The organism is Micromonospora sp. URMC 106, assembly GCF_051386395.1.
Taxonomy (GTDB): Bacteria; Actinomycetota; Actinomycetes; order Mycobacteriales; family Micromonosporaceae; genus Micromonospora.
In genome coordinates, this window is the sequence record NZ_JBPQTP010000099.1 from 1 (window position 1) to 24,848 (window position 24,848).

A 24,848-nucleotide genomic window follows, 5' to 3' on the forward strand; every position below is an offset into this window, starting at 1 on the left:
CACGTGCCCGGGCCAGCCCGGGGTCGGCCAGGGCGGCGGAGAGATAGGCTGGCAGTCGTGCACCCCCCCCGTCCTGTCGGGCGAGGGGGATCTGTCGTGTGCCCGTCCACGCGTGCCCCTGGAAGTGATGACATGCTCACCGGTCTGTTCTCCGCCGCCCTGGCCGACCCCGGGCTGGCCCGGGCACGTGACCTGGCGCGCTCCGGTGCCGCGCAGGTCGACGGCCTCGACATCACCGCGCCGCCCGCGCTGCGCCCGTTCGCGGTCGCCGCGGTCGCGGCCGACCCGGCCGGCGACGGTGGCCAGGCCGGCGACGAGCGGGCCGGCGGCGACGCGCATGCCGACGCTGGTGGGCACGCCGGCGCTGGTGGGCGGGTCGACGGGGCGGGGGGCGGCGCGGGCCGGCCCGTGCTCGCGGTGACCGCGACCACGCGGGAGGCCGACGACCTGGCCTCGGCGCTGGCCAGCCTGCTCCCGCCCGATCAGGTGGCGGTCTTCCCGTCCTGGGAGACGCTGCCGCACGAGCGTCTGTCGCCCCGCTCCGACACGGTCGGCCGGCGGCTGGCCGTGCTGCGCCGGCTGGCGCACCCGGGGGCGGCCGACGCGCACGGCCGCACCGGCCCGCTGCGGGTGGTCGTGGCGCCCGTCCGGTCGCTGCTCCAGCCGCAGCTCAAGGGGCTCGGCGACCTGGAGCCGGTGCAGCTCGCCGCCGGGCAGGAGGCCGACCTGGAGGAGGTCGCCCGCCGGCTGACCGACATGGCGTACGCGCGGGTCGACCTGGTCACCAAGCGGGGCGAGTTCGCCGTGCGCGGCGGCATCCTCGACATCTTCCCGCCGACCGACGAGCACCCGTCGCGGGTCGAGTTCTGGGGCGACGAGGTGGAGGAGATCCGTACCTTCGCCGTCGCCGACCAGCGGACCATCGAGCAGGTGCCGCAGCTGTGGGCGCCGCCCTGCCGGGAGTTGCTGCTCACCCCCTCGGTGCGCAGGCGGGCCGCCGCGCTGGCGCAGGAGCACCCGGAGTTGGCCGAGATCCTCGACAAGCTGGCCGAGGGCATCCCGGTGGAGGGGATGGAGTCCCTCGCCCCGGCGCTGATCGGCGCCGACTCGATGGAGCTGCTGCTGGACTGCATGCCGGCCGGCACCCACGTGCTGCTGTGCGACCCGGAGCGGATCCGCACCCGGGCGCACGACCTGGTGCGTACCTCCGAGGAGTTCCTCCAGGCGAGCTGGGCCGCGGCCGCCGCCGGCGGCCAGGCCCCGGTCGACCTCGGCGCCGCCGCCTTCAAGACCCTGGCGGAGGTACGCGCCGCCGCCGCGAGGCTGCGCCGGCCCTGGTGGACGCTGTCGCCGTTCGGCCTGGCCGAGGCGGAGGCCGCGCCGGCGCGGGAGCCCTGGGAGGACGAGCCGGGTGAGGTGGACGTCACCCCCGACGACGCGATCGCGGTGACCCTGGCGGCGCAGCCGGCCCCGCTCTACCACGGCGAGACCGCCCGGGTGGTCGACGACCTGAAGCGCTGGGCCGGCGAGGGTTGGTCGATCGCGCTGGTCTTCGAGGGGCACGGTCCCGCCCAGCGGGCGGTCGAGGTGCTCCGCGACGCCGGCCTCGGCGCGCGGCTGATTGAGGAGATCCCGGTCGCCCCCGCCCCCGGCGAGCTGCTGGTCACCTGCGGCAACCTGACCAGCGGGTTCGTCGACGAGGCGTCCCGGTTCGTGCTGCTCACCGGCAACGACGTCACCGGCGGGCGGGGCACCTCCACGCGGGACATGCGCAAGATGCCCAGCCGGCGGCGCAACACCATCGACCCGTTGGAGCTGAAGGCCGGCGACCACGTCGTGCACGAGCAGCACGGCATCGGCCGCTACGTCGAGCTGGTGCAGCGCACCGTCAACGGCGCCTCCCGGGAATACCTGGTCATCGAGTACGCCCCCAGCAAGCGCGGCCAGCCGGGCGACCGGCTCTTCGTCCCCACCGACCAGCTCGACCAGCTCTCCCGGTACGTCGGCGGCGAGCAGCCCACCCTGCACAAGATGGGCGGCTCGGACTGGCAGAAGTCGAAGGCTCGGGCCCGCAAGGCGGTCAAGGAGATCGCCGCGCAGCTCATCCAGCTCTACGCCGCCCGCAAGGCGTCCAAGGGGCACAACTTCGGCCCCGACACGCCGTGGCAGCGGGAGCTGGAGGACGCCTTCCCGTGGCAGGAGACGCCCGACCAGCTCGCCGCGATCGAAGAGGTCAAGCGGGACATGGAACAGACCGTCCCGATGGACCGGCTGATCTGTGGCGACGTCGGCTACGGCAAGACGGAGATCGCCGTCCGGGCGGCGTTCAAGGCGGTGCAGGACGGCAAGCAGGTGGCGGTGCTGGTGCCCACCACCCTGCTGGTGCAGCAGCACTACAACACCTTCGCCGAGCGGATGAGCCAGTTCCCGGTGACCATCAAGCAGCTCTCCCGGTTCCAGACGCCGAAGGAGGCCGAGCAGACCCTGGCGATGGCCGCCGAGGGCACTGCCGACATCGTCATCGGCACCCACCGGCTGCTCCAGGCGGCCACCCGGTTCAAGTCGCTCGGCCTGGTCATCGTCGACGAGGAGCAGCGCTTCGGCGTCGAGCACAAGGAGCACCTGAAGACGATGCGCGCCTCGGTCGACGTGCTGAGCATGTCGGCCACCCCGATCCCGCGCACCCTGGAGATGGCGATCACCGGCATCCGGGAGATGTCCACCATCGCCACCCCGCCCGAGGAGCGGCACCCGGTGCTCACCTTCGTCGGGGCGTACGACGAGCGGCAGGTGGCCGCCTCCATCCACCGCGAGCTGCTCCGCGACGGGCAGGTCTTCTACCTGCACAACCGGGTCGAGTCGATCGACAGGGCGGCCCGGAAGATCCGCGAGCTGGTGCCCGAGGCACGGGTGGCGGTGGCGCACGGCCAGATGGGCGAGGAGGCCCTGGAGAAGGTGATGGTCGGCTTCTGGGAGAAGGAGTTCGACGTCCTGGTCTGCACCACGATCGTGGAGTCCGGCATCGACATCCCGAACGCCAACACCCTGATCGTGGAGCGCGCCGACCTGCTCGGTCTGGCCCAGCTGCACCAGATCCGCGGTCGGGTCGGCCGGGGCCGGGAGCGGGCGTACGCGTACTTCCTCTACCCGCCGGACAAGCCGCTCACCGAGCACGCCCACGAGCGACTCGCCACCATCGCCCAGCACACCGAGCTGGGCGCGGGCATGTACGTGGCGATGAAGGACCTGGAGATCCGGGGCGCCGGCAACCTGCTGGGCGGCGAGCAGTCCGGGCACATCGAGGGCGTCGGCTTCGACCTGTACGTGCGGATGGTCGGCGAGGCGGTGCAGGCGTTCAAGGGCGAGCGCCCGGAGGAGGAGACCGAGGTCAAGGTCGACCTGCCGGTCGACGCGCACCTGCCGCACGACTACGTCGGCGTGGAGCGGCTGCGCCTGGAGATGTACCGCAAGCTCGCCGAGGCGCGCGACGAGGAGCGGCTGCGCGAGGTGGTCGCCGAGATGACCGACCGCTACGGCGAGCCGCCCGCCCCGGTGCAGAACCTGGTCGCGGTGGCGCGGTTCCGGCTGCTGGCCCGCCGCTACGGGCTCACCGACGTCTCGATGCAGGGCAAGCACATCCGGTTCGGCCCGCTGCCGCTGCCGGACTCGAAGCAGCTGCGGCTCAAGCGCTACCACCCGGACTCGGTCTACAAGTCCGCGCTCGACCAGGTCAGCGTGCCCCGGCCGACCACCCGGCGGATCGGCGGCGAGCCGCTGCGCGACCAGGCGCTCCTGGAGTGGTGCGCCCAGCTCCTCTCCGACGTGCTGGGCGAGCCGGCGGCGGTCGGGGCCGCCGCCCGGTGAACGGGTCGACGGGTGGGCGGCGTCACACGGGCCGCGGGCGGCATGAGAGAGTGACCGTCATGCGTGCTCGCCGTCTTGTCGCCGTCGCCAGCGTGGCGATCGGCCTCGTCGCCCTCTCCGGTTGCCGTGCCGAGCCCGGTGTCGCCGCCTACGTCGGCGACCAGCGCATCACCGAGGATGCCGTCACCGCGGTCATGGACGACCTGCGGGCGAAGAACCCGACCCCGGGCGGGGAGTCCGCCGCCCCCGACGCCCGGCCCCCGGCGCCCGCGCCGCAGCTGCCGGGGCGCAGCGAGGTCGTCAGCGTGCTGGTGCTGGCCGAGGTCTGCGAGCGGGTCTCGGCCGAGAAGAACCACCAGCCGCGGGGGCAGGTGGCTGCGGCGCAGCTCGCCCAGCAGTTCGGCCTGTCGCCCGACACCGACTACGTCCAGCGGGTGGCCGGCCTCTACACCTGCCTGTCGGGGGTGCCCACCGGCGCCCCGGCCGCGCCGACCGAGCAGGAGCTGGCGGACGTGGTGGCGGCGGGCCGCCAGGCGGGCGCCATCCCGGCCGACGTGACCGACGAGGCGGCCGCCGGCCAGCTCGACGGCGAGCAGTTCCGCACCGCGCTGGCCACCCGCAAGGCGCTGGCCGAGGTGGTCGCCGGGTACGACGTGACGGTCAACCCCCGCTACCGCCCGCTGGAGTTCCCGGTGCTGAGCTTCGCCGGCAACGCCCCGGCGGTGAGCGTGCCGCTGGGTGAGGCCGGCACGGGCGCGGTCACCGACGTCTCCACCCCGGACCCGCTGCCGCCCGCGGGGCCGGAGGCGGCCGGACCGGCCGACAGCTGAGCATGCCGGCGCGGATCGTCCTGCTCGTCACCTCGCCCCGGCTGCCGGCCGGGCTGCTGACCGCCGCCGCCTGGGACGTCGTACGCCGGCATCCGGTGCTGGCGGGGGCGGAGAGCGAGCTGACCACGGCGGTCCGCGCGGCGGGCGCCGAGGTCACCGTGGTCGACGGCCCGGCGACGCAGGCGCTGCTCGACACGGTGGCCGCGCACGGCGCCGTGGTGTGGCTGGCCGGCCCGGCCGGCGACGAGTCGCTGGCCCGGGAGCTGGGCCTGCGGCTGGCCCGCGAGCCGGGGCTGGCCGAGCTGGAGCTGATGTACGGCTCCTGGGATCCGCCGGGCGCCCGGTTGCTCGACGCGGTGGCGGTGATGGACCGCCTGGCCTCTCCGGGCGGCGATCCGTGGAAGCGGGCGCAGACCCACCGCAGCCTCGCGGGCTTCCTGCTGGAGGAGTGCTACGAGGCGTACGACGCGATCAGCGCCGGGGACACCGACGCGCTGCGCGAGGAGCTGGGTGACGTGCTGCTCCAGGTGGTGCTGCACGCCCGGCTCGCCGAGGAGCTGCCCGAGGGCGAGCGGTGGACCGTCGACGACGTGGCCGGTGGGCTGGTCGACAAGATGGTCCGGCGCAACCCGCACGTCTTCGCCGACGGCCACGCGGGCACGCTGGAGGAGATCGAGGCGAGTTGGGAGCGGATCAAGCGGGCCGAGAAGGCGCGTGACTCGGTGCTGGACGGCATCGCGCTGAGCCAGCCCGCGCTCGCCCTGGCCGCCAAGATCCTGGAGCGCGCCGGCCGGATCGGCCTCGCCGTGCCGCCGCCCCTCGCGGAGTCCCAGGTGGACCCGGAGGCGCGGCTGGGCGCGAGCCTGCTCGCCACGGTGGCGGCGGCCCGCGAGGCCGGCCTGGACGCGGAGGCGGCCCTGCGCCGCGCCGCCCTCGCGTACGCGGACGCGGTCCGCGCCGCCGAACGCGCGGCCGACGACGCAGGTTGACCACGACGCGGGTGGGGGTGATCCGCCGGGGTCCCGCCCGCCACCGTCAGGGTCGACCCCGGCCCCGCCGAGCCTCGTGACGGGCGAGAGGGGCGGGGGACGTCGGCACGGGCCGGTAGGGTCGGCGGGTGGAATCGTTTGTGCCGCTCGCCGAGCGGATCGTCGACGCGTTGCTGGAGAGCCGGCCCGGGCTCGCGACCTCCACCGGTGACCACCGGTACGACGACCGGCTGCCGGACCTGTCCGGGGCCGCCGCCGCGGCCGACCAGGCGATGCTGAAGGAGGCGGCGGACGCGCTCTCCGAGCTCGACCCGGACGCGCTGGACGTCGAGGAGCGGGTCGACCACGCCCTGCTCACCTCCTTCGTGGACCGGGCGCTGTTCGAGTGGACCGAGATCCGCGCGCACGAGTGGGATCCGTTGCTGCACAACCCGGGGCCGCTGCTGCACGCGCTGGTCGCCCGCCCGTTCGCCCCGGCCGAGGAGCGGCTGGCCAGCCTGGCCGGGCGGCTCGCGGCGGTGCCGGACGCGCTGGCGACCGCCCGGGCGACGCTGCGCGACATGCCGCGCATCCACGCCGAGACGGCGGTCGGGCAGTTCACCGGCACGGCGGCGCTGATCCGCGACGAGGTGCCGGCGCTGCTCGCGCAGGCCCCCACCCACTACGACCGGGTGGAGCCGGCCGCCACCGCGGCGATCGCGGCGCTGGAGGAGTTCGTCGCGTGGCTGCGCGTGGGCCTCGCGGCCGACGCCGGCCCGGGGCGCGACCCGCGTCTGGGCCGCCGCCGCTGGGAGGCGCGGCTCTGGCACACCCTCGACACCGAGCTGGGCGCCGCCGAGATCCAGCGCCGGGCCTGGGCCAACCTGGACCGGGTCACCGAGGAGATCCGCGCGGCGGCCGTCGAGCTGGTCGGCGGCCCGGCCGACGACGAGACCGTGCGCCGCGCGCTGGACATGCTGGCCGCCGAGCACCCCGACGACGCCACCATCGTGGAGCTGGCCTCGGTCACCCTGGACGAGGCCGCCGACTTCGTCCGCGCGCACGACCTGGTCACCCTGGTGGACGACCCGTGCGTCATCCAGGAGATGCCCGAGTTCGCCCGGGGCGTGGCGGTCGCCTACTGCGACTCTCCCGGCCCGCTGGAGACGGCGAACGTGCCGACCTTCTACTGCATCGCGCCCACCCCGGCGGACTGGCCCGCGCACCGGGTCGAGTCGTTCTACCGGGAGTACAACGACCACATGATCCGCAACCTGACCGTGCACGAGGCGATGCCGGGGCACTTCCTCCAGCTCGCCCACGCCCGCCGGCACGTCGGCCCCACCCGGGTCCGGGCGCTGACGGAGTCCGGGCCGTTCATCGAGGGCTGGGCGGTCTACGCGGAGGAGCTGATGGCCGGCCTCGGTTTCGGCGGCCTGCCGGTGCGGTTGCAGCAGCTCAAGATGCAGCTCCGGATGACCATCAACGCGCTGCTGGACCAGCTCGTGCACTGCGAGGAGCTGCCCGAGGCCGAGGCGATGGCGTTGCTGACCGGGCGGGGCTTCCAGGAGGAGGGCGAGGCGGCCGGCAAGTGGCGGCGCGCCCTGCTCACCTCCACCCAGCTCTCGACGTACTTCGTCGGCTACAGCGAGGTGGCCGGGATCGCCGCCGCCCGCCCGGCCGGCGTGTCGGTGCGCGACTGGCACGACGCGATGCTCGCCCACGACTGCCCGCCCCCACGCCACCTGCGCACCCTGCTCGGCGTCTGAGGCACGGCCGGCCGCCGCGCGGGGTCAGCGCCGCGCGGCGGCCGCCGTCGCGTCGATCATCCACCGCGAGATGGAGTACGCGGGCGGCAGTTCCGCCGGCAGCCCGTCGAGCGGGAACCAGCGTGCCTCGACCAGCTCCCGCCCGTCCACGACCGGCTCGGCGGCGGGGTCGGCGGCGGTGGCGATGAAGCCGGTCAGCAGCACGTTCGGGCCGGACAGCGCCCACGGCTGGCTGCCGAAGTAGGCCAGCCCGGCCAGCGTCAGCCCGACCTCCTCGCCGACCTCGCGGTGGGCGGCCGCCTCCAGCGTCTCCCCGGCCTCGACGAACCCGGCGACCAGCGCCCACAGCCCCGTCGGCCCGTACGAGTGCCGCACCAGCAGCAGCTCGTCGGGGCGGCCGGCCGGGCCGGGGCGGGTGATCGCCACCAGCACGGCGGCGGAGAGCCGCATCGGCACGTACAGCTCGCAGTCGGGGCAGCGCCGGGCCGACTCCCCGGGCACGTCGGCCAGCTCGGCCCGGCAGGCCCCGCACCACCGGTGGGTACGCCGCCAGGTGACCACCGTCAGCGCCCGGCCGGCGAGGGTGGCGAGCGGCTCGGGCGCCTCGGCGGCGAGCGAGGCCCAGCCGCGCCAGCGGCCCGGCAGCTCGTCCGCCCCGGCCGGCTCGGCGGCCCACGCGGGGACGCCGTCCAGGGTGCCCAGCGGGGCCCACTCCGTGTCGGCCGGCAGGTCGGCGACCCGCAGGACGGAGCCGTCGGCGCCGGTCAGCAGCTTGTGCCCGGCCACCGGCAGGGCCAGGTCGGTGGGTGCCGGCGCGGTGCCGCGGTCGGCGCCGGGGACGAACCCGCCGGGCCGGCCGGTCACGAGGTGGCGGGCCGGCGGTCCACCACGCCGGCGCCGGTCGGCAGGTCGAACGCGGTGCCGTCGACCGCATCGCGGTAGCGGGTCAGGGCCAGCTCGACCGGCTTGCCGTCGACCTGGCCGGTGAAGCTGCCCAGCGCCCCCTGGGTGGTGACGCAGGCGGTGAAGTCGCCGGCGGACTGCTGCACGTCGACGCAGGTGGCGTGTTGACCGGCGAGGGTGGTGCTGCTCTGCGCGATCTCCGCGTCCGGGTCCAGCGCGGCGGTGGTCAGCAGCCCCACCACGATCGGCGGCGTGACGAGCCCTCGCCGCTTCGCCTCGGCGAACAGGGCCACCGAGGGTTTCGCGTTGGGCGCGGGCGGTGCCTCCAGGGTGCAGGTGGCCCGGCCGGCGGCGGTCTCGCAGCGGGTCGTGGCCTCCGGGGTGACGGTGAGCCTGCCGCCGGGCCAGGTGTAGGCGGAGCGGGCCGGATCCTGCGCCTGGGCCATGGTGGCGGTCTGCCCACCGGGGAGCAGGTAGTCGGCGGAGTACGTCAGCTCCAGCGCCCGGTCCAGCCGGGATGCCATGTCGTTGACCACGTCGGCCCGCCCGAGCGCCCGGCCGGCGTCGTCCAGGGTCTGACAGCCGGTGACCGTGAGCGACGCGATGACCGACACGGCGAGCACGCGGAGGGTGGTCGAGGCGGCGGGCATGGGGAACAGCGTGGCCGATCGGGTCAACCGCGCGCAAACCCGTTGCCGGTTGAGGACCGGAAATCCGGGAATGTCCGGGTAAAGCGCCGCCGGAGGGCGGGTTTCGGATCGGGCCCGCATGCGACCGGACCGCCCGCGTCCGACGGCCGCCCGATACGCTGCGTTCAACACCTGCCTCAGCCGCACCGTCGCGGCCCATACCGGACCGGAACACACAAACGAGGAGCGACTCAGTGGCAACCATCGAGGGAATCGTCGCGCGGGAGATTCTGGACTCGCGGGGCAACCCGACCGTCGAGGTCGAGGTCGGGCTCGACGACGGCACGATCGCCCGCGCGGCGGTGCCCTCCGGCGCCTCCACGGGCGCCTTCGAGGCGATCGAGCTGCGCGACGGTGACGCCGACCGCTACCAGGGCAAGGGTGTCGAGAAGGCGGTCTCGAACATCGAGGACAAGATCGTCGACGAGCTCATCGGCTACGAGGCCAGCGAGCAGCGGCTGATCGACCAGAAGATGCTCGACATCGACGGCACCGACAGCAAGTCCGAGCTGGGCGCCAACGCCATCCTCGGCGTCTCGCTGGCGGTGGCCAAGGCGGCGGCCGGCAGCGCCGAGCTGAGCCTCTTCCGTTACCTGGGCGGCCCGAACGCGCACCTGCTGCCGGTGCCGATGATGAACATCCTCAACGGTGGCGCGCACGCGGACTCCAACGTCGACATCCAGGAGTTCATGATCGCGCCGATCGGCGCGCCCAGCTTCCGCGAGGCGCTGCGCTCCGGCGCGGAGGTCTACCACGCGCTCAAGTCGGTGCTGAAGAAGAAGGACCTCTCCACCGGCCTCGGCGACGAGGGCGGCTTCGCGCCGAACCTGCCCACCAACTCGGCCGCCCTGGACCTGATCGCCGAGGCGGTCGAGAAGGCCGGCTACCGGCTCGGCACCGACATCGTCTTCGCGCTGGACGTGGCCGCCACCGAGTTCTTCGACAACGGCACCTACACCTTCGAGGGCGCCGCGAAGACCGCCGAGGAGATGAGCAACTACTACACCAAGCTCATCGGCGACTACCCGATCGTGTCGATCGAGGACCCGCTGTCCGAGGACGACTGGACCGGCTGGCAGACGCTGACCGCCTCCGTCGGCGACCGCATCCAGATCGTCGGCGACGACCTGTTCGTCACCAACCCGCAGCGGATCGCCCGCGGCATCGCCGAGAGCGCCGCCAACGCGGTGCTGGTCAAGGTCAACCAGATCGGTTCGCTGACCGAGACCCTCGACGCGGTGGACCTGGCCCACCGGGCCGGCTTCAAGTGCATGATGAGCCACCGTTCCGGCGAGACCGAGGACACGACCATCGCCGACCTGGCGGTGGCCACCGGCTGCGGCCAGATCAAGACCGGCGCCCCGGCCCGTTCGGACCGGGTCGCGAAGTACAACCAGCTCCTGCGGATCGAGGAGGAGCTGGCCGACGCGGCGCGGTACGCCGGGGCGGGCGCGTTCCCGCGCTACCGTTCCGCCTGAGACGCGCGAAGCCTCGGGGGAGGGGTGTGACGATGCAGCAGCGCCGCACACCGGGCGGTCAACGTCCCGCCCGCCGGCCGGGTCACGCCGGCCGGCCGGGCGGGGCCCGGGGCGCCCGGGCGTCGGTCCGCGACGGCGGCGTCCGCGCCGAGCCGCGCGCCACCGCCGGTCGCGCGCCGGGCGCGGCCCGGGGAGCCGACGGCGTACGCTCCGCGAACCGGCCCGCCGCGGCCCGTCGTACGGCGGCCGGCGGCACGGTCAAGCGGCTGACCGCACCCCACTCCCGAGGTTTCACCGGGCGGGCCACCGTGCTCTTCGCGGTGCTGATCGCGCTCGCCCTGGCCTACACCTACCCGGTGCGGATCTACCTCGACCAGCAGGCCGACATCGAGCGGATGGAGGCGGCCCAGGCAGCCCAGCGGAAGACGATCGAGGAGCTCTCCGAGAGGGCGGCCAAGTGGCAGGACCCGGCCTACATCGAGACCAAGGCCCGGGAGCGCTTCTTCATGGTCCGGCCGGACGAGACGCTGCTGGTCGTGCTCTCCGACCCGGAGGGCGCCGCGCGGGACGCCGGCCAGCCCGCGAACCCGGGCAAGCCCGCCACGCCCGACCCCTGGTACGACACCCTCTGGTCCAGCGTGCGGGCCGCCAACGGCGAGCAGCCCGACCAGTGAGCACCACCCGAGCACCGAACGAGAGATGGGCACCGTGACTGTCGTACCACCGCAGGAGCCGGCGGCGGACTCCGTACCCCCGCCGAAGCGCGAACCGGCCACGGAGGCCGACCTGGCCGCGGTGGCCGCGCAGCTCGGACGCCCGCCCCGGGGCACCCGGGCGGTCGCCCACCGTTGCCCCTGCGGCCTGCCCGACGTGGTGGAGACGACGCCGCGCCTGGCCGACGGCACGCCCTTCCCGACGTTGTTCTACCTGACCTGCCCGCGCGCGACGGCGGCGTGCAGCCGGCTGGAGTCGGCCGGGCTGATGAAGGAGATGGCCGACCGGCTGGCGACCGACCCGGAGCTGGCCGCTCGCTACCGCGCGGCGCACGAGGACTACCTGGCCCGCCGGGAGGCGATCGGCGAGGTTCCGGAGATCGCCGGCATCTCCGCCGGCGGCATGCCCGGCCGGGTGAAGTGCCTGCACGTGCACCTCGGGCACGCGCTCGGCGCGGGGCCGGGGGTCAACCCGTTCGGCGACGAGACGCTGGCGCTGGTGGAGAAGTGGTGGGCGGCCGGGCCGTGCGTGGACGTGCCGGCGGCCGAGTGACGATGGCGGGCGCGGACGGGGGCGTGGCGGGGGCCGACGAGATCGTGGTGCGGCGGGCCCGCACCTCGGACGTGCGCGGCATCCGCCGCCTGGTCGACACCTACACCGACGACCGGCGGCTGCTGAGCAAGGCCACCGTCACCCTCTACGAGGACGTGCAGGAGTTCCGGGTCGCGGTCCGGTCGGACGACGGCGCGGTGGTCGGCTGCGGGGCGCTGCACGTGATGTGGGAGGACCTGGCCGAGATCCGGACGGTGGCGGTCGACCCGTCCTGCCGGGGCCGCAAGATCGGCCACCGGATCGTCGCGGAGTTGATCGACGCAGCCCGCGAGCTGGGCGTGTCCCGGATCTTCGTGCTGACCTTCGAGACGCGGTTCTTCGGCTCGTTCGGGTTCACCGAGATCGACGGCGCGCCGGTGCCGCAGCCGGTCTACGAGCAACTGCTGCGCTCCTACGACGAGGGTGTCGCCGAGTTCCTGGACCTGGAGCGGGTCAAGCCGAACACCCTCGGCAACACCCGGATGCTGCTGCGCCTCTGACCGGCCGGTACGCCTGCCGGCCCGGTGCCGGGCGGTCAGGTCCGGCGGGGGTGGGCGGTGAAGAAGCCCCAGATCAGCTCGGCCGCGACGAGACCCGCGTCGGGGGCGGCGAGTTGGCCGGCCGGCGCCCCGGGCCACGAGTGCCCCATGTTCGGCAGGGTGTAGACGTGACGTCGCTGCCGTCGGCGCACCGCGCGTCGGTGCGGGTGACGCCCGCCGCGCCCGCCGGCGGGGCGCCGGACGCCGGTTTGCAGCCGAGCCGCCGCTGCCAGATCCGGATGCCTGAGGTGAAGACCCCGGCGTGGCGGTCCTGCCCGCCGATGAACGTGATCACCGACACCGGGTGGTCGGGCACGTAGTCGTCCGGGGCCGTCCGGGGGCCGCTGACCACGCCGATCGCCGCGCAGGTCTCGTCGAGTGCGGCGGCGGCCCGGAGGCGCCTGTCGCGGATGGTCTCCGAATTTCCGCACCGCCGCTGTAATCCGTGACGCGGACGCCGACAAGTACCCGCGACAGGGCGATCTGCGGAGGTGCCATGCAAGGCCGTGAAGAGCGGGTGACCGAGCTGTTCCGCCGGCATGCCGACGACATCCATGCGTACGCGACCTGGCGGGTCGGCAGGCAGGATGCGGCGGACGTGGTGGGTGAGGTGTTCCTGGTGGCCTGGCGGTCACTGGACAAGGTCCGGGCGGGCGAGGAGCGGGCCTGGCTGTTCGGGGTGGCGCGCCGGCTGGTGCTGGCCCGGCGCCGCCAGGACGCCGCCGCGACCGCGCTGGACGAGCGGATGGCCGCCTCGGGTGTCGCGGAGGCCGGGCCGGATCGGCTCGCCGACGACGTCGCGCTCCGCGACCAGGTGCGGCAGGCACTGGACGCGCTCGGCACGCGGGACCGCGAGGTGCTGGTCACGGCCGCCTGGTTCGACCTGACGGCGGCGGAGGCGGCACGGGTGCTGGGCATCTCGCGGCCCACCTACGCGGTCCGGCTGCACCGGGCCCGCAGCCGGTTCCGCGCCGCCTACGAGCGGGTCGTCAAGAACGAGTACGAGGCCTCGTCGGCCATCCACAAGCCAGTGGCAGCGTGAAGGAGAACACGATGAACATCGATGACTTGGTGCGTCGGGGGCGGCCGGACTCGACCGGGTGGGCGCGCAGCGAGACGGGACGGCGGGCACTGGACAGGGTCGTCACGGCCGCCTCGGCCGGCGAACCCGCCGGAGTCGGCCGGGCCGGGGCGTCCCGACCGGCGCTGCGCTGGTCCTTCCTCGCCACCGGGCTGGCCGGGGCCGCCGCCGCCGGGGTGCTGGCGGTGTCGATCGTCGCGGCGCCGCAGGAGGCGCGGACGGACGTCCCGCCGGTGGCCGGCGGGCAGCCGGGAACGACGCACAGCGCCGGCGCGGGCACGACGCTGACGGCGCGCGACATCCTGCTCGCCGCGGCCAACCGGGCGGAGCGGGCGCCCGCCGAGAGCGGCAGGTACTGGCACGTCAAGACGGTCGACGTGTACGGCCCGGTGCGGGTCGGCACCGGCGCCGGCGCGTACTCGCTGCTGCGCAGCAGCGTCAGCGAGAGCTGGGACGCCGGTGACCCGCGCGACGCCAGCTGGAGCGGCTCCCGGGAGCTCGGGGCCCGTCCGCGCGGCGCCGACGACGAGCGGGCCTGGCGCGCGGCCGGGTCCCCGACCACCTGGGACATCGCAGTCGACGGCCCGACGAAGCTGGTCCTGTCGACCCAGCCGGGCAAGGGCGACCTCTCCCGGGATCCCGAGTCGCCCCGCTACCTGGAGGACCTCGGGGAACTCACCCTGGAGCAGGTCCGGCTACTGCCGACCGAGCCGGGTGCGCTGCGCGGGTGGGTGACCGACCGGATCCGGACGGGCAAGGACACGGGGTACGCCGCTGGCAGCGCCCAGAGCGACCGCATGCTCTTCGGCTACCTGAGCCGGCTGCTGCTCGACACGCCGGCCCCGCCGAAGGTGCGCGCCGCGGCGTTCCGGATCCTCGCCGACATCCCCGGCGTGCGCAGCCTCGGCACCGTCCAGGACGAGCGAGGACGCTCCGGGCAGGGCGTGGAGTTCCGCAGTGGCGCCGAGACCGAGTGGCTCATCGTCGACCCGGCGACCCACCGGCTGCTCGCCAGCAAGATCGTCTCCACGCCGAAGGGCGTGCCGGCGTCCGGCGGCAAGGAGCGCAGCACCCTGGTGCTGACCGCGGAGTGGTCCGACGCCGCGCCGCAGGCGCCGACCCTGCCGCAGCAGTAGCGGCACCTGTCGCACACCGACGGCCGGCCGCGCTCGGGGGCGGCCGCCCGTCGCCGTCTTCGAAGGAGATTCCGTGAAACGTCCACGGTGGCTGGCGATCGCCGCCTGCCTCGCCGTCGTGTCAACCGTCAGCCCACCCACCCCGGCCGCCGCGACGGGCGGTGTGACCGCCGCGGCGCGGACCACCCCACCGGGTGCGGCGGAGGCCACCCCACGCTCGGTCACGCTCATCACCGGCGACCTCGTCGAGATCCGCGGCGACGGGAACATCTCCGTGCGGCCCGGCGCGGGGCGGGAACGCGTCGGCTTCCTCCGCCAGCGCCACGACGGGCACGACCTGGTCATCCCCGGCGACGCCGTCGGCCTGCTCGCCGCGGGCCGGCTGGACCGGCGGCTGTTCGACGTGACCACGCTGGTCGCCGCCGGCTACGACGACGCGCGGCGCGACGACATCCCGCTGCTCGTGCGCTACCGCGACCCGGCGGCCCGCGCCGGCACCCGCGACTGGGTACGGCGGCACCGCGCGCGGCTGACCGGCGAGGCGACGGCGGTCAACGCGCTGGGTGCCCGCACCGCCAAACGGGACGCCGGCGCCTGGTGGTCGGCCCTGGTCGGCTCCGCCCGGAAGTCCACCGGCGGCAGGCCGGTGGCCCTGGCCGGCGGCGTGGAGTCGATCCGGCTGGACGGCAGGCTCACGCTCAGCCTGGACCGGAGCACCGCCCAGATCGGCGCGCCGGCGGCCTGGCAGGCCGGGCTCACCGGGCGCGGCGTGACCGTCGCGGTGCTGGACACCGGCGCCGACGCCGGACATCCCGACCTCGCCGGCAGGATCCGGGAGAGCCGCAACTTCACCGACGTCACCGAGGACGGCGACGTGATCGGCCACGGCACCCACGTCGCGTCCACGATCGCCGGCACCGGTGCGGCCTCGAACGGCCAGTACCGGGGCGTCGCTCCGGACGCCGAACTGCTCGTCGGGAAGGTCTGCCCCGACCGGTCGTGCCCCGAGTCGGCCATGCTGGCCGGCATGCAGTGGGCGGCCGAGCAGGGCGCCGACGTGGTCAACATGAGCATCAGCGGCCCGGACACCGTCGGCGTGGACCTGCTCGAGGAGGCGGTCAACCGGCTCACCGAACAGCACGGCACGCTCTTCGTGGCGGCGGCCGGCAACGAGGGCGGCCTCGGCGCGGGTTCGGTCGGCACCCCCTCCACCGCCGAGGCGGCCCTGTCGGTGGCCGCCAGCACCCGGGACGACGCGGTGGCCGACTTCTCCAGCCGCGGCCCCCGGCTCGGCGACGGCGGGACCAAGCCGGAGATCGCCGCCCCCGGCGTCGACATCGTGGCAGCCCGCTCCGGCCAGGCGCCGCCCGAGGCGTCCGACCCCGTCGGCGACCGGTACGCCCGGGCGAGCGGCACGTCGATGGCGGCGCCGCACGTCGCCGGGGCGGCGGCGCTGCTGGCCCAGCGGCACCCCGACTGGACCGGCCCGCAGCTCAAGGCGGCGCTCGTCGCCACCGCGACGGGGCTGCCCGGCGTGGACACCGCCGCGCAGGGGGCGGGCCGGGTCGACCTCCGTACGGCGCTCGCGGCGAGCGTCGTACCGGACACCGGCAGCCTCAACTTCGGGGCGCAGGAGTGGCCGCACGAGGACGACGCGCCGGTGACCCGGACGGTGACCTACCGCAACGACGGGGCCGCGCCGGTGACGCTGGACCTGGCGGCCACGCTGGCCGGGCCGGACGGGTCGCCCGCGCCGGAACGGATGGTCACCGTCAGCCCGCAGCGGATCACCGTGCCGGCCGGCGGGACGGCGGCGGCGACCGTCACGGTGGACACCTCGGTCGGCGCGGCGGACGGCCAGTACGTCGGGCGGGTCACCGCCACGGCGGGCACCGGGCCGGCCGTCGTCACGCTGCTGTCGGTGCTGCGCGACGTCGAACGGTACGCGCTGACGACGCGGGCGCTGGACCGCCACGGCGCGGACGCCACCGACCACACCACCGTGGTCACCTCGTGGGCCGACCACTCCAGCGTGGTGGAGTGGTCGCCGGGCGAGCACACCACCCGGCTGCCGGCCGGCGACTACACGGTCGGCGCGCTGGTCTTCACCGACCCGTACCAGGACACGGAGACGATCACCCTGCTCGCCCAGCCGAAGCTGCGCCTGACCAGGGACACCCGCCTCGTGCTCGACGCCCGCGCGGGCCGACCGGTCACGGCCACCGTCCCGGAGCCGACCGCCAGCTTCACCCACGCGGGCATCGGCTACCGGGTCGACGCGCCCTATCCCACCGACGACACCATGGTCGGCTGGCAGAACCTGCGCCGGGGCTTCGACAACCTGTTCACCGCGCAGGTCGGGCCGGCGGCGACCGGTGACACCTTCCAGTCCGACATCTCCGCCGGCTGGGCCAAGGTCGACGCCGACGGCAACTTCATGGACAGCCCGTACGCGTACCACCTGGGCTGGATCACCCCGGGGGCGCTGCCGACCGGGCTGACCCGCCGCATCCGCCCGGCGGACGTGGCGGCGGTCGTGAACACCTACCACGGGCCGGCGGGCCGCTACGGCGCGGTCGGCTCGGGAGCGAGGGGTTCCACCGGGTTCGTCGTCACCCACGACGTGCGGCTGCCGGGTAGGCGCGTCGACCACTACCACGACAACGGCGACACGGGCTGGTTCCGGTACTTCGTCCAGATCGACGATTCGCGGTTGACGGAACTCACCCTCGCGGACCTCGTGGCCGGCTACCGGCCGGGCAGGACCTACCGGGACGCCTGGAACGGCGCCGTCCTGGCCCCGGCCTTCGGCGACCGGCCGGCGGACACGCTGCCGGGGGTCCGGCGCACCCCCACGGGCCAGGTGACCGTCGACGACGGCCTGCTCGTCGACCCGTCACCCGGGCGGAGCGGCCTGCCCGGGGCGAAGATGCGGCAGGACAGCGGGCGCACCGCGCTCTACCGCGACGGCGAACTGGTCGCCGAGCACGCCCGATACGGCCTGCTGCGTGCCGACGTGCCGCCGCAGGAGGCGACGTACCGGCTGGAGGCGGCGATGGACCGGACCAGCTACGCGGACGTCTCGACGAAGGTCTCGGCGGCCTGGACCTTCCGCTCGCGGCACGAGGCGACCGCCCTGCCGGTGGCCCTGCCGCTGCTGGCGGTCCGGTACGCCCCCGCCCTGGACGCGGGGCGCACCGCCCCGGCCGGGACGCCGTTCCCCATCCCGGTCCGGGTCGAGCACCAACCCGGCTCGACCGCCGGCACGGTCACCGGCCTGACCGTGCAGGTGTCGTACGACGAGGGGGCGACCTGGCGGGCCGCGCCGGTCGTCGGCGCCGGCGGCAACTGGACCGCGGTGGTGACGCATCCGGCCGACGCCGGCCACGTGTCGCTGCGGGCCACCGCCACGGACAGCCGGGGCGGCCGGGTCGAGCAGACCGTCATCCGGGCCTACCTGCTCCGTTAGCTCCCCGACCGACGTGCGGACCGGTCGGCCTTGGCGGCCGGTCCGCACCGGGCGGAGCGCGTGCGGGCCTCGTCGAGCGCCGCCCCGCGGTCGCCGGCGTGGGCGGGCGACGTCGCCCGGCGCCGAAGCGGCGGGCGCGGCGACGACAACCCGCCGGGGACGGGAGGCGCTGACGTAGGGTTGCTGCCGTGACGACGCGTGTGGCCGCCATCGACTGCGGGACCAACTCGATCCGACTGCTGGTCGCCGACCTGCCCGATCCCTCGGCGGGGCCGGAGGCGCCGCTGGTCGACCTGAGCCGGCGGATGGAGATCGTCCGCCTCGGCCAGGGCGTCGACAAGACGGGCCGGCTGGCCCCGGAGGCGATCGAGCGCACCCGCGTCGCGCTGTCCTCCTACGCCGCCGAGATCGAGAAGCTCGGCGCGGAGCGGATCCGGATGTGCGCCACGTCGGCGTCGCGGGACGCCTCCAACGCCGCCGACTTCCGGGAGATGGTCGAACGGACCCTCGGCGTGGGGCCCGAGGTGGTGACCGGCGACGAGGAGGCCCGGCTCTCCTTCACCGGGGCGGTGCGCGGGCTGCCCGCCGACGCGCGCGAGCCCTACCTGGTCATCGACATCGGCGGTGGCTCGACCGAGTTCGTCGTGGGCACCCGCGCCGGCGGCGTCGAGGCGGCCATCTCGATGGACATCGGCTGTGTCCGGATGACCGAGCGGCACCTGCACGGCGACCCGCCGGGCCTGGACGAGGTCGCCGCCGCGCAGGCCGACATCGCCGTCGCGGTCGACCGGGCGTTGGAGGCGGTGCCGGGCCGGCAGGCCGCCACGCTGGTCGGGCTCGCCGGGTCGGTCACCACCGTGGTCGCCATCGCCCAGGGGCTCCAGGAGTACGACCCGGACCGCATCCACCACGCCCGGGTGTCGTACGAGGCGGTGGCCGACGTGACGGCCGACCTGCTCGGCAAGAGCCGGGAGCAGCGGCTCGCGATCCCGGTGATGCACCCCGGCCGGGCCGACGTGATCGGCGCCGGCGCCCTGGTGCTCCGGGTGATCATGGAACGGTCCGGCATGGACTCGGTCGTCGCCTCCGAGCACGACATCCTCGACGGCATCGCCTGGAGCCTCGCGCAGCCCGCCGGGCAGTGACGTCGGCGGGCCGCCGTGCTCGACGGCGGCCCGCGTCGGCCGCGCCGTCCTGGTGGCGCCGGCGGTCAGAAGGTCACCGACGCGAAGTGGGTGAGTGCGCCGACGGCCAGGGCGAGGAAGCACAGCGGGAACCCGATGTTGTGGAGGACCCGCGCCCGGAGGTGCGCCACCACCGCGCCGACGAAGAAGGCGACCAGGCCGACGCCGGCGGCCAACCCCAGCGCGGGGATCCCGGCGAGCCCGATCGCGAGGCCGACCGCGCCGGCGCCCTTGAGCGCGGCGAGGTAGGGAATCGCGGCCGGCCGCAGCCCCACCTCGGCCGAGTTCGCCAGGACGAACCGTGCCTTCGCCAGGTCGGTGACGACGATGAACGCGTTGGCGGCGATGCACAACGCGGTGACGATGGTCAGGGCGGTCAGTTGCGGGTCGGTGCGGGACAGGGCGATCTGTAGGCTCATGGGCGCCTCCTGTGGGCACGGGTTCGTCGGTTTGCGGTTGCTCGGCCGTCCTGACGCTCCGCCCGCACGAAAGGTGACCGACGACGTGGACCTGCTCGACGAGTTCGAAGCGGCCCGGCCCCGACTGCTCTCGCTCGCTCATCGCATCGTGGGCTCCGTCCACGACGCCGAGGACGCCGTCCAGACCGCCTGGCTCCGCACCCAGACCGCCCAGCCGGGCAGGCTGGACAACCCGGAGGGCTGGTTCACCACCGTGACCGCACGGCTGTGCCTCGACCAGCTGCGCGCGCGGGACCGTCGTGGCGAACTCCCACTGCTCGCCGAGGCCGTTCCGGATGAGCAGATCGCCGCCGACGAGGAGTTCCTCCGCCGCGAGGACGTCTCGCGTGCCCTGCTGGTGCTGCTGGGCCAGCTCACGCCCACCCAACGGGTGGCCTACGTGCTGCACGACCTGTTCGCCGTGCCGTTCGACCAGATCGCCGCCGTGCTGGGCGCCTCGCCGGCCGCCGCGAAGAAGCTGGCCAGCCGGGCGCGGATCCGCCTGCGGGAGAGGAACGCCGGTCCGGAGCCGTCGCTCGTCGACCACGCGCGGGTCGTGGACGCCTTCCTCGCCGCCGCTCGCGGCGGCGACATCGACCGCCTCGTCGCGCTGATGGCGCCCGACGTCGTGCGGACCGTCGACCTGGACGTGCTGCCCGAGGGCGCCGCGGCCGCGGCCCACGGCAACCGGACCGTGGCGGAGGAGACCCGGCACTGCGCCGACCGGGTCCACGCGAGCGTCCCGATGGTCGTCGACGGCGGCCCCGGAGCCCTCATCGCGCCGGGAGGCCACCCGCTGGCGGTCATCCGGTTCGACATCCGCCAGGGCGCGATCGCCCGCATCTCGATCGCCCGCTACCGGCGGACCGACCACGTCTCGCCCTGTCCCGCACTCGCCTGACGGCGTGCGGCGACCCCCCCGTCCGGCCAGGGCATGTCCCGGTCGGCGCGCCCAGGGGCAGGACAGGTCGGCGGAGAGGGACTTAGATGGCGGGTATGAGCAGAGCGCCCAAGGTGTTGGTCACGGCGGCGGGCGTGACGGGCGTCGCGGCGTACGGGCTTCCGCAGCCGTGGTCGTTCGTGGCGGCGGTGGCGGACCTGCTCCTGGTCGGGCTGGCCGGCGTGTTGTGGCTCCGCGCCGGGCGTGGTCCGGAACCGTCGTCGGCCCGGCGGGAAGTCGTGGCCGAGCTGCCCGAGTTCCCACGGTGGATCGTCGACGGCCCGGGCGGCGACGGCCGGGGCGGCGGATACCCCCAACCCGGGGAGCCGGGCGTGCACGGTGCGCCGCAGCAGGCCACCCCACCGGCGTCGTCCGGCGCTCCGGTGCTGCCGCTGTCCAGGCGACGGCGCCGTTGGCCCAGTTCCACCGTCGCCGATGCCGTCTCGTCCACCAGCAGGGTGCGGCGTCAGTTCCGGGCCCAGGCGGAGGCGCCTCCCAGCCCGCCCGGCGAGCCGGTCGACGTGCACCGGGACCTGGCGAACCTGGAGACCCTGGTGCGGACGACCAACGAACGCGGACAGCGCGCCCAACTGTGGTTCTTCTTCGCCGGTGTCGCCGTGTCCATCCCGGCGGGCATCGTGGTCAACCTGCTCACCGACTAGCGCGGGTGACGCTCCGCGAGGCCGGTGACGAACCGGGACCAGGCAACCGGGTCGAAGGAGAGCGTCGGGCCCGAGCGGTCCTTGCTGTCGCGGACCAGCACCACGCCGGGCAGGTTGTCGGCGACCTCCACGCACGAGGCGCCGCCGTTTCCGCTGCGGGTGGACTTGCGCCACCGGGCGGCGGTCAGCTCCATGTCTTCGCCACTTCCTGCATCAGCACCAGCGACTGCCGTCGGGACAGCGCCTCTGAGCGGACACTCTCCCACCTGCGGTGCAGGCTGGCAATCTCCTCGGCGCGGTCCAGCACCTGGGCCCGCAGCGGGCTGTCGAGGTGCGCCACCCAGCCCCCGTCGGCGTACCCGGCCAGGATGAACGGCCCGGCGACACCGGCGTGCACGCCCACCTCGGCGGGGATCACGTGCACGTGGATGTGTGGGCGGACAGCCAGTTCGGTCAGGTGGTCCATCTGTTCGCGCATCACGTCGAACCGGTCCGGCACCGGGCGGCGGAGGATCGTCTCGTCGATCACCGCGACCAGTTGCGGCGGCTGGGCGCGGTGAAGGATCTGTTGTCGCTGGAGCCGTGCCGTCACCCGCTCCTCGACTTCGGCGTCGGGCACGAGGCCCCCGTCCTGAAGGACCGCGCGGGCATACGCCTCGGTCTGGAGGAGGCCGGGCAGCACCGAGACCTCGAACCACCACAGCGTGGCCGCCTCCTGCTCGACGGCCACCCAGGGCCGGAACCAGGCCGGTGCGGTCTCCACGCTGACCAGCGGCAGGATCCGCCCGAGCAGGCCGCCGCTGTCCAGCGCCTCGTCGGCGCGCCGGACGAAGTCGAGCGAGGGCGTGCGCCGGCCGATCTCCACCATGCCCACGAGCGAGCCGGAGTAGTTGATCCGCCGGGCCAGCTCCTCCTGGCTCAGCCCGCGCTCGGTGCGCAGCCGCCGCAACTCCCCGGCCAGGAGATCCAGCGTCGACAGTTGTGGTCTGGTCATCACACCTCGCTCACCGGGCCCCACACGGCGGGCCGATCGGGCCACCGTCGCCCGGTGCCCGTCGCATGACTTCCGACCGTAGCCGGGCGGTCACGATGATGGGACCGGCCGGGGGCCCACAGTGCCCTCACAACTCGACGAGGGGCGATGACGTGACGATCCGACGCGTCCACCCGGCGTGGTGCGCGCCCGAGAGCGGGTGCGCGACGAGCGCGTTGCACCTGTCCCGCCTGCGGTCGGTCGCGCCGCGCGGCGACGAGGTGATCCAGGTGCGGGCCGCGCTCTGGCAGATGGACGTCGGGCGGTTGGCGCCGGCCGGCGTCCTGCTGGAGTTGTCCGCCGGCGACGACCCGGAGCGCTGGCCGATCGACCTGGCGCAGGCTCGGGCGCTGGTGCACGTACTCCGTGAGCTGCTGCGGCTCGCGGACGGCGCGGCGCGCGGGGTGGCCTGATCCGCGCGGCGGCCGGCGCCGCCCCGAGTCTCGCGGCGCGTTCCGTTGACGCTATTACGCAATACACACTAGTGTGCGAAGCGTGGACACCACACAGCTGTTGAAGGGCGTGCTCGATCTCGCGGTGCTCGCCGTCCTGCGCGAGGAGGACGGCTACGGCTACGACATCCTGCGCCGGCTGCGCGAGGCCGGGCTGGAGGAGGTCGGCGACGCCTCCGTCTACGGCACGCTGCGCCGGCTCTACGCCGCCGGCCTGCTGACCACCTACGTCGTGCCGAGCGAATCCGGCCCGCACCGCAAGTACTACTCCCTCAACGCCGCCGGCCGGGACCAGCTCACCCGCTACGGCAAGCTCTGGCGCTCGTTCGCCACCACCATGGACGCACTGCTCGACGATCGGGGGATGGCGGCATGACCGTCACGGGGCAGGAGATCGCGGACTACGTCGCACGGGTGCGGGCCGCTCTGGCCGACCTGCCGCCGGCGCACCGCGACGAGTTGACCGAGGACCTGCCGGAGCACCTCGCCGAGGTCGCCGCCGACACCGGCGGCACCCTGGTCGAGCGGCTCGGCGAGCCCGAGGCGTACGCGGCCGAGCTGCGCGCCGCCGCGGGGGTCGGCACCGCCGCCCGCGGGCGACGCCTCGACCGCCGCCTGGGCGCCGCCGTGGACCGGCTGCGCGCGCGGGCGCGGCGCTGGGACGTCCAACTCGGACCACCCCTGGGGTACGCCTCGGCCAGCGAGTTCCTCCGGCTGCTCCGGCCGGCCTGGTGGGTGCTGCGCGGTTACCTGGCCGCCATGCTCGTCACGGTGCTGACGTCCGGCGGCGCGTTCGGCCTGGTGCCCAGGCTCAACGGCAGCGAGCTGGCCGGCCTCGTGCTGCTCGCCGGCAGCGTGCTCGCCTCGATCTGGCTCGGCCACCACACGCCCGGCCTGACCCGGCCCAAGCGGCGGCTGCTGCACGCCGGCACCGCCGTGCTGGTGGTCTTCGGGCTGGTCGGCCTGGCGGACGTGAACGGCCGCGTCGGCTCGGGGGACTTCGGCTACGAGCAGATCTCCGTCGACGACCGGTACTCACACGTCCGGGACGTCTACGTCTACGACAGCGAGGGCCGGCTGGTGCAGAACGCCCGGCTCTTCGACCAGAACGGCGACCCGATCCGCCTCGGCTACCCGGACTGCCCCGACGGGCGGGACCCGAACGGGCTCGGCAACCCGCTGCTGCGCCCGTACCCGTACTGCCCCGAGCAGGCGCCGTTCGCGCCGCGCCCGCCGGCGGCCACCGCGCCCGCGCCCGGCCTGCCCCCGTTGCCGGCACCCACCGCGTCGAGCGGCTCGCCCGAACCCACCGCGACGGCCGACCCGACCGCGACGGTGGACCCGACCGCGACGGTGGCCCCGGCTCCGACCCCGGTGCCGAGCCGGACGTGAACCGGATCCCGGTCGGGAAGCTGGGAAATAGCTGAACGGATGAGGCCGACGGGACAACGACCGTCGTACTTGATCGCTACGGTGTCGTCTGCTCATTCACCCCTCGGAAGGACAACCCGTGTCAGAGCAGGTCGCACCGCCCCCCGCGCCGGACGCCGCGCAGCCCCCGTCGGCCGTCCAGGCGCCGCCGCCGGCGGAGCCGGAGGCGAAGAAGTCCGGCTCCAAGAAGGCGCTCGGCATCGTGGGCGCGATCGTCGCGTTCCTGGTGATCGCGGGGCTCAAGTTCGGCGTCGGCTCGGCGATCGGCAACTTCCTCGACAAGGACGAGACCGCCGACGCCAAGGTCGGCGACTGCATCGCCGAGCTGCCCGAGGTGACCGGCACCAAGGAGGAGAAGGTCGACGGCGCGAAGGTCGTCGAGTGCACCTCCACCGACGCCGTGTACAACGTGGTCGGCCGGGTCGACGGGCAGACCGAGACGCAGGCCCGCTCCGGTGAGGCGTGCGAGCAGTACATCAAGGAGGACCAGGACGGTTACGTCTTCTACAGCATCGAGCCGGGCAAGAAGGGCTACCTGCTCTGCCTGACCAAGAAGGCCTGACCTCCCACAGCACCCTCGACGGCGGCCCCGCCAGCAAGCCCGACGAGCCCCGCCAGATGCTGAACAGCCCGCAGATGGACGAGGCGGCGGCGGAC

Annotated in this window: 23 protein-coding genes and 2 pseudogenes; 20 read left to right on the plus strand and 5 right to left on the minus strand. The window is 74.7% G+C overall.

The annotated features are described in order from the left end of the window. Positions 1 to 387: 387 nt before the first annotated feature. The 4 genes and pseudogenes from mfd to ACSNOB_RS24835 all read left to right on the plus strand — a co-directional run. A pseudogene (mfd, locus tag ACSNOB_RS24820) lies at positions 388 to 3,864 on the plus strand (transcription-repair coupling factor); the annotation flags it as partial. A gap of 59 nt (positions 3,865 to 3,923) precedes the next feature. Next, complete coding sequence (locus ACSNOB_RS24825; protein ID WP_436688848.1) at positions 3,924 to 4,694, plus strand: hypothetical protein; 771 nt, start codon at positions 3,924 to 3,926, stop codon at positions 4,692 to 4,694. Between the two features lie 2 nt (positions 4,695 to 4,696). Beyond that, positions 4,697 to 5,683: a nucleoside triphosphate pyrophosphohydrolase gene (locus tag ACSNOB_RS24830; protein ID WP_436688850.1), complete on the plus strand. Its 987-nt coding sequence runs from the start codon at positions 4,697 to 4,699 to the stop codon at positions 5,681 to 5,683. A gap of 128 nt (positions 5,684 to 5,811) precedes the next feature. Further along, the gene (locus ACSNOB_RS24835; protein ID WP_436688852.1) at positions 5,812 to 7,431 is read left to right on the plus strand and encodes a DUF885 domain-containing protein; all 1,620 of its coding nucleotides are present in this window, start codon (positions 5,812 to 5,814) and stop codon (positions 7,429 to 7,431) included. Positions 7,432 to 7,455: 24 nt separating this feature from the next. Here ACSNOB_RS24835 and nudC read toward each other — a convergent pair whose 3' ends face one another. Then, positions 7,456 to 8,295, minus strand: coding sequence for an NAD(+) diphosphatase (gene nudC, locus ACSNOB_RS24840; protein ID WP_436688854.1), 840 nt, complete (start codon positions 8,293 to 8,295; stop codon positions 7,456 to 7,458). After that, positions 8,292 to 8,984: a hypothetical protein gene (locus ACSNOB_RS24845; protein WP_436688856.1), complete on the minus strand. Its 693-nt coding sequence runs from the start codon at positions 8,982 to 8,984 to the stop codon at positions 8,292 to 8,294. The genes nudC and ACSNOB_RS24845 overlap by 4 nt, the downstream gene beginning before the upstream one ends. Positions 8,985 to 9,217: 233 nt before the next feature. Here ACSNOB_RS24845 and eno point away from each other — a divergent pair, with 233 nt between their 5' ends. The 9 genes from eno (at position 9,218) to ACSNOB_RS24890 (ending at position 19,176) form a co-directional block, all read left to right on the plus strand. Next, positions 9,218 to 10,501, plus strand: a complete 1,284-nt coding sequence (eno, locus tag ACSNOB_RS24850) for a phosphopyruvate hydratase (protein WP_436688858.1) — start codon at positions 9,218 to 9,220, stop codon at positions 10,499 to 10,501. Positions 10,502 to 10,533: 32 nt separating this feature from the next. Next, on the plus strand, positions 10,534 to 11,175 hold the full coding sequence (locus tag ACSNOB_RS24855) for an FtsB family cell division protein (protein ID WP_436688884.1): 642 nt from the start codon (positions 10,534 to 10,536) through the stop codon (positions 11,173 to 11,175). A 34-nt stretch (positions 11,176 to 11,209) separates the two neighbouring features. Beyond that, entirely contained in the window at positions 11,210 to 11,767 is a 558-nt protein-coding gene (locus ACSNOB_RS24860) for a DUF501 domain-containing protein (protein ID WP_393102553.1), read from the plus strand. A gap of 2 nt (positions 11,768 to 11,769) precedes the next feature. Then, positions 11,770 to 12,306: an amino-acid N-acetyltransferase gene (locus ACSNOB_RS24865; RefSeq protein WP_436688860.1), complete on the plus strand. Its 537-nt coding sequence runs from the start codon at positions 11,770 to 11,772 to the stop codon at positions 12,304 to 12,306. Positions 12,307 to 12,473: 167 nt separating this feature from the next. Continuing rightward, a complete protein-coding gene (locus ACSNOB_RS24870; RefSeq protein ID WP_436688862.1) occupies positions 12,474 to 12,665 on the plus strand; it encodes a hypothetical protein in 192 nt (63 codons plus the stop codon). Between the two features lie 176 nt (positions 12,666 to 12,841). After that, positions 12,842 to 13,387, plus strand: a complete 546-nt coding sequence (locus ACSNOB_RS24875) for an RNA polymerase sigma factor (RefSeq protein ID WP_436688864.1) — start codon at positions 12,842 to 12,844, stop codon at positions 13,385 to 13,387. Between the two features lie 11 nt (positions 13,388 to 13,398). Beyond that, a complete protein-coding gene (locus tag ACSNOB_RS24880; RefSeq protein WP_436688866.1) occupies positions 13,399 to 14,562 on the plus strand; it encodes a CU044_5270 family protein in 1,164 nt (387 codons plus the stop codon). 73 nt (positions 14,563 to 14,635) lie between these two features. After that, positions 14,636 to 18,031: a S8 family serine peptidase gene (locus ACSNOB_RS24885; protein WP_436688868.1), complete on the plus strand. Its 3,396-nt coding sequence runs from the start codon at positions 14,636 to 14,638 to the stop codon at positions 18,029 to 18,031. Positions 18,032 to 18,231: 200 nt separating this feature from the next. After that, positions 18,232 to 19,176, plus strand: a complete 945-nt coding sequence (locus tag ACSNOB_RS24890; RefSeq protein WP_436688886.1) for a Ppx/GppA phosphatase family protein — start codon at positions 18,232 to 18,234, stop codon at positions 19,174 to 19,176. A 65-nt stretch (positions 19,177 to 19,241) separates the two neighbouring features. Here the strand turns inward: ACSNOB_RS24890 and ACSNOB_RS24895 are convergent, their stop codons facing one another. Beyond that, positions 19,242 to 19,634, minus strand: coding sequence for a DoxX family protein (locus tag ACSNOB_RS24895; RefSeq protein ID WP_436688870.1), 393 nt, complete (start codon positions 19,632 to 19,634; stop codon positions 19,242 to 19,244). 73 nt (positions 19,635 to 19,707) lie between these two features. Between ACSNOB_RS24895 and ACSNOB_RS24900 the strand changes: the two genes are divergently transcribed. Together ACSNOB_RS24900 and ACSNOB_RS24905 are read left to right on the plus strand one after the other, a co-directional pair. Next, positions 19,708 to 20,574 carry a sigma-70 family RNA polymerase sigma factor gene (locus tag ACSNOB_RS24900; protein WP_436688872.1) on the plus strand — a complete coding sequence of 289 codons (867 nt, stop codon included), beginning with the start codon at positions 19,708 to 19,710 and terminating at the stop codon, positions 20,572 to 20,574. Between the two features lie 95 nt (positions 20,575 to 20,669). Next, positions 20,670 to 21,275 (plus strand): hypothetical protein, encoded by a 606-nt coding sequence (locus tag ACSNOB_RS24905; protein ID WP_436688874.1) that lies wholly within the window; start codon positions 20,670 to 20,672, stop codon positions 21,273 to 21,275. Here the strand turns inward: ACSNOB_RS24905 and ACSNOB_RS24910 are convergent. Next, a complete protein-coding gene (locus ACSNOB_RS24910) occupies positions 21,272 to 21,469 on the minus strand; it encodes a DUF397 domain-containing protein (RefSeq protein WP_436688876.1) in 198 nt (65 codons plus the stop codon). The two genes, ACSNOB_RS24905 and ACSNOB_RS24910, sit on opposite strands and share 4 nt — an antisense overlap. Continuing rightward, positions 21,460 to 22,269 (minus strand): helix-turn-helix domain-containing protein, encoded by an 810-nt coding sequence (locus ACSNOB_RS24915; protein ID WP_436688878.1) that lies wholly within the window; start codon positions 22,267 to 22,269, stop codon positions 21,460 to 21,462. The genes ACSNOB_RS24910 and ACSNOB_RS24915 overlap by 10 nt, the downstream gene beginning before the upstream one ends. A gap of 152 nt (positions 22,270 to 22,421) precedes the next feature. Between ACSNOB_RS24915 and ACSNOB_RS24920 the strand changes: the two genes are divergently transcribed. From ACSNOB_RS24920 to ACSNOB_RS24940, 5 genes and pseudogenes are all read left to right on the plus strand, one after another. Then, positions 22,422 to 22,721 carry a hypothetical protein gene (locus ACSNOB_RS24920; RefSeq protein ID WP_436688880.1) on the plus strand — a complete coding sequence of 100 codons (300 nt, stop codon included), beginning with the start codon at positions 22,422 to 22,424 and terminating at the stop codon, positions 22,719 to 22,721. 82 nt (positions 22,722 to 22,803) lie between these two features. Continuing rightward, positions 22,804 to 23,136, plus strand: coding sequence for a PadR family transcriptional regulator (locus ACSNOB_RS24925; protein ID WP_350686966.1), 333 nt, complete (start codon positions 22,804 to 22,806; stop codon positions 23,134 to 23,136). Next, positions 23,133 to 24,152 (plus strand): HAAS signaling domain-containing protein, encoded by a 1,020-nt coding sequence (locus ACSNOB_RS24930; RefSeq protein WP_436688882.1) that lies wholly within the window; start codon positions 23,133 to 23,135, stop codon positions 24,150 to 24,152. The genes ACSNOB_RS24925 and ACSNOB_RS24930 overlap by 4 nt, the downstream gene beginning before the upstream one ends. Positions 24,153 to 24,270: 118 nt before the next feature. Next, on the plus strand, positions 24,271 to 24,753 hold the full coding sequence (locus tag ACSNOB_RS24935) for an LppU/SCO3897 family protein (protein ID WP_393102580.1): 483 nt from the start codon (positions 24,271 to 24,273) through the stop codon (positions 24,751 to 24,753). A 20-nt stretch (positions 24,754 to 24,773) separates the two neighbouring features. Then, a pseudogene (locus tag ACSNOB_RS24940) lies at positions 24,774 to 24,848 on the plus strand (dienelactone hydrolase family protein); the annotation flags it as partial.

Coding starts and splice junctions, on each gene's coding strand:
- ACSNOB_RS24825 (WP_436688848.1), top strand. CDS start 3,924: ATGCGTGCTCGCCGTCTTGTCGCCGTCGCCAGCGTGGCGATCGGCCTC.
- ACSNOB_RS24830 (WP_436688850.1), top strand. CDS start 4,697: ATGCCGGCGCGGATCGTCCTGCTCGTCACCTCGCCCCGGCTGCCGGCC.
- ACSNOB_RS24845 (WP_436688856.1), bottom strand. CDS start 8,984: ATGCCCGCCGCCTCGACCACCCTCCGCGTGCTCGCCGTGTCGGTCATC.
- ACSNOB_RS24855 (WP_436688884.1), top strand. CDS start 10,534: ATGCAGCAGCGCCGCACACCGGGCGGTCAACGTCCCGCCCGCCGGCCG.
- ACSNOB_RS24865 (WP_436688860.1), top strand. CDS start 11,770: ATGGCGGGCGCGGACGGGGGCGTGGCGGGGGCCGACGAGATCGTGGTG.
- ACSNOB_RS24875 (WP_436688864.1), top strand. CDS start 12,842: ATGCAAGGCCGTGAAGAGCGGGTGACCGAGCTGTTCCGCCGGCATGCC.
- ACSNOB_RS24880 (WP_436688866.1), top strand. CDS start 13,399: ATGAACATCGATGACTTGGTGCGTCGGGGGCGGCCGGACTCGACCGGG.
- ACSNOB_RS24895 (WP_436688870.1), bottom strand. CDS start 19,634: ATGAGCCTACAGATCGCCCTGTCCCGCACCGACCCGCAACTGACCGCC.
- ACSNOB_RS24905 (WP_436688874.1), top strand. CDS start 20,670: ATGAGCAGAGCGCCCAAGGTGTTGGTCACGGCGGCGGGCGTGACGGGC.
- ACSNOB_RS24910 (WP_436688876.1), bottom strand. CDS start 21,469: ATGGAGCTGACCGCCGCCCGGTGGCGCAAGTCCACCCGCAGCGGAAAC.
- ACSNOB_RS24915 (WP_436688878.1), bottom strand. CDS start 22,269: ATGACCAGACCACAACTGTCGACGCTGGATCTCCTGGCCGGGGAGTTG.
- ACSNOB_RS24930 (WP_436688882.1), top strand. CDS start 23,133: ATGACCGTCACGGGGCAGGAGATCGCGGACTACGTCGCACGGGTGCGG.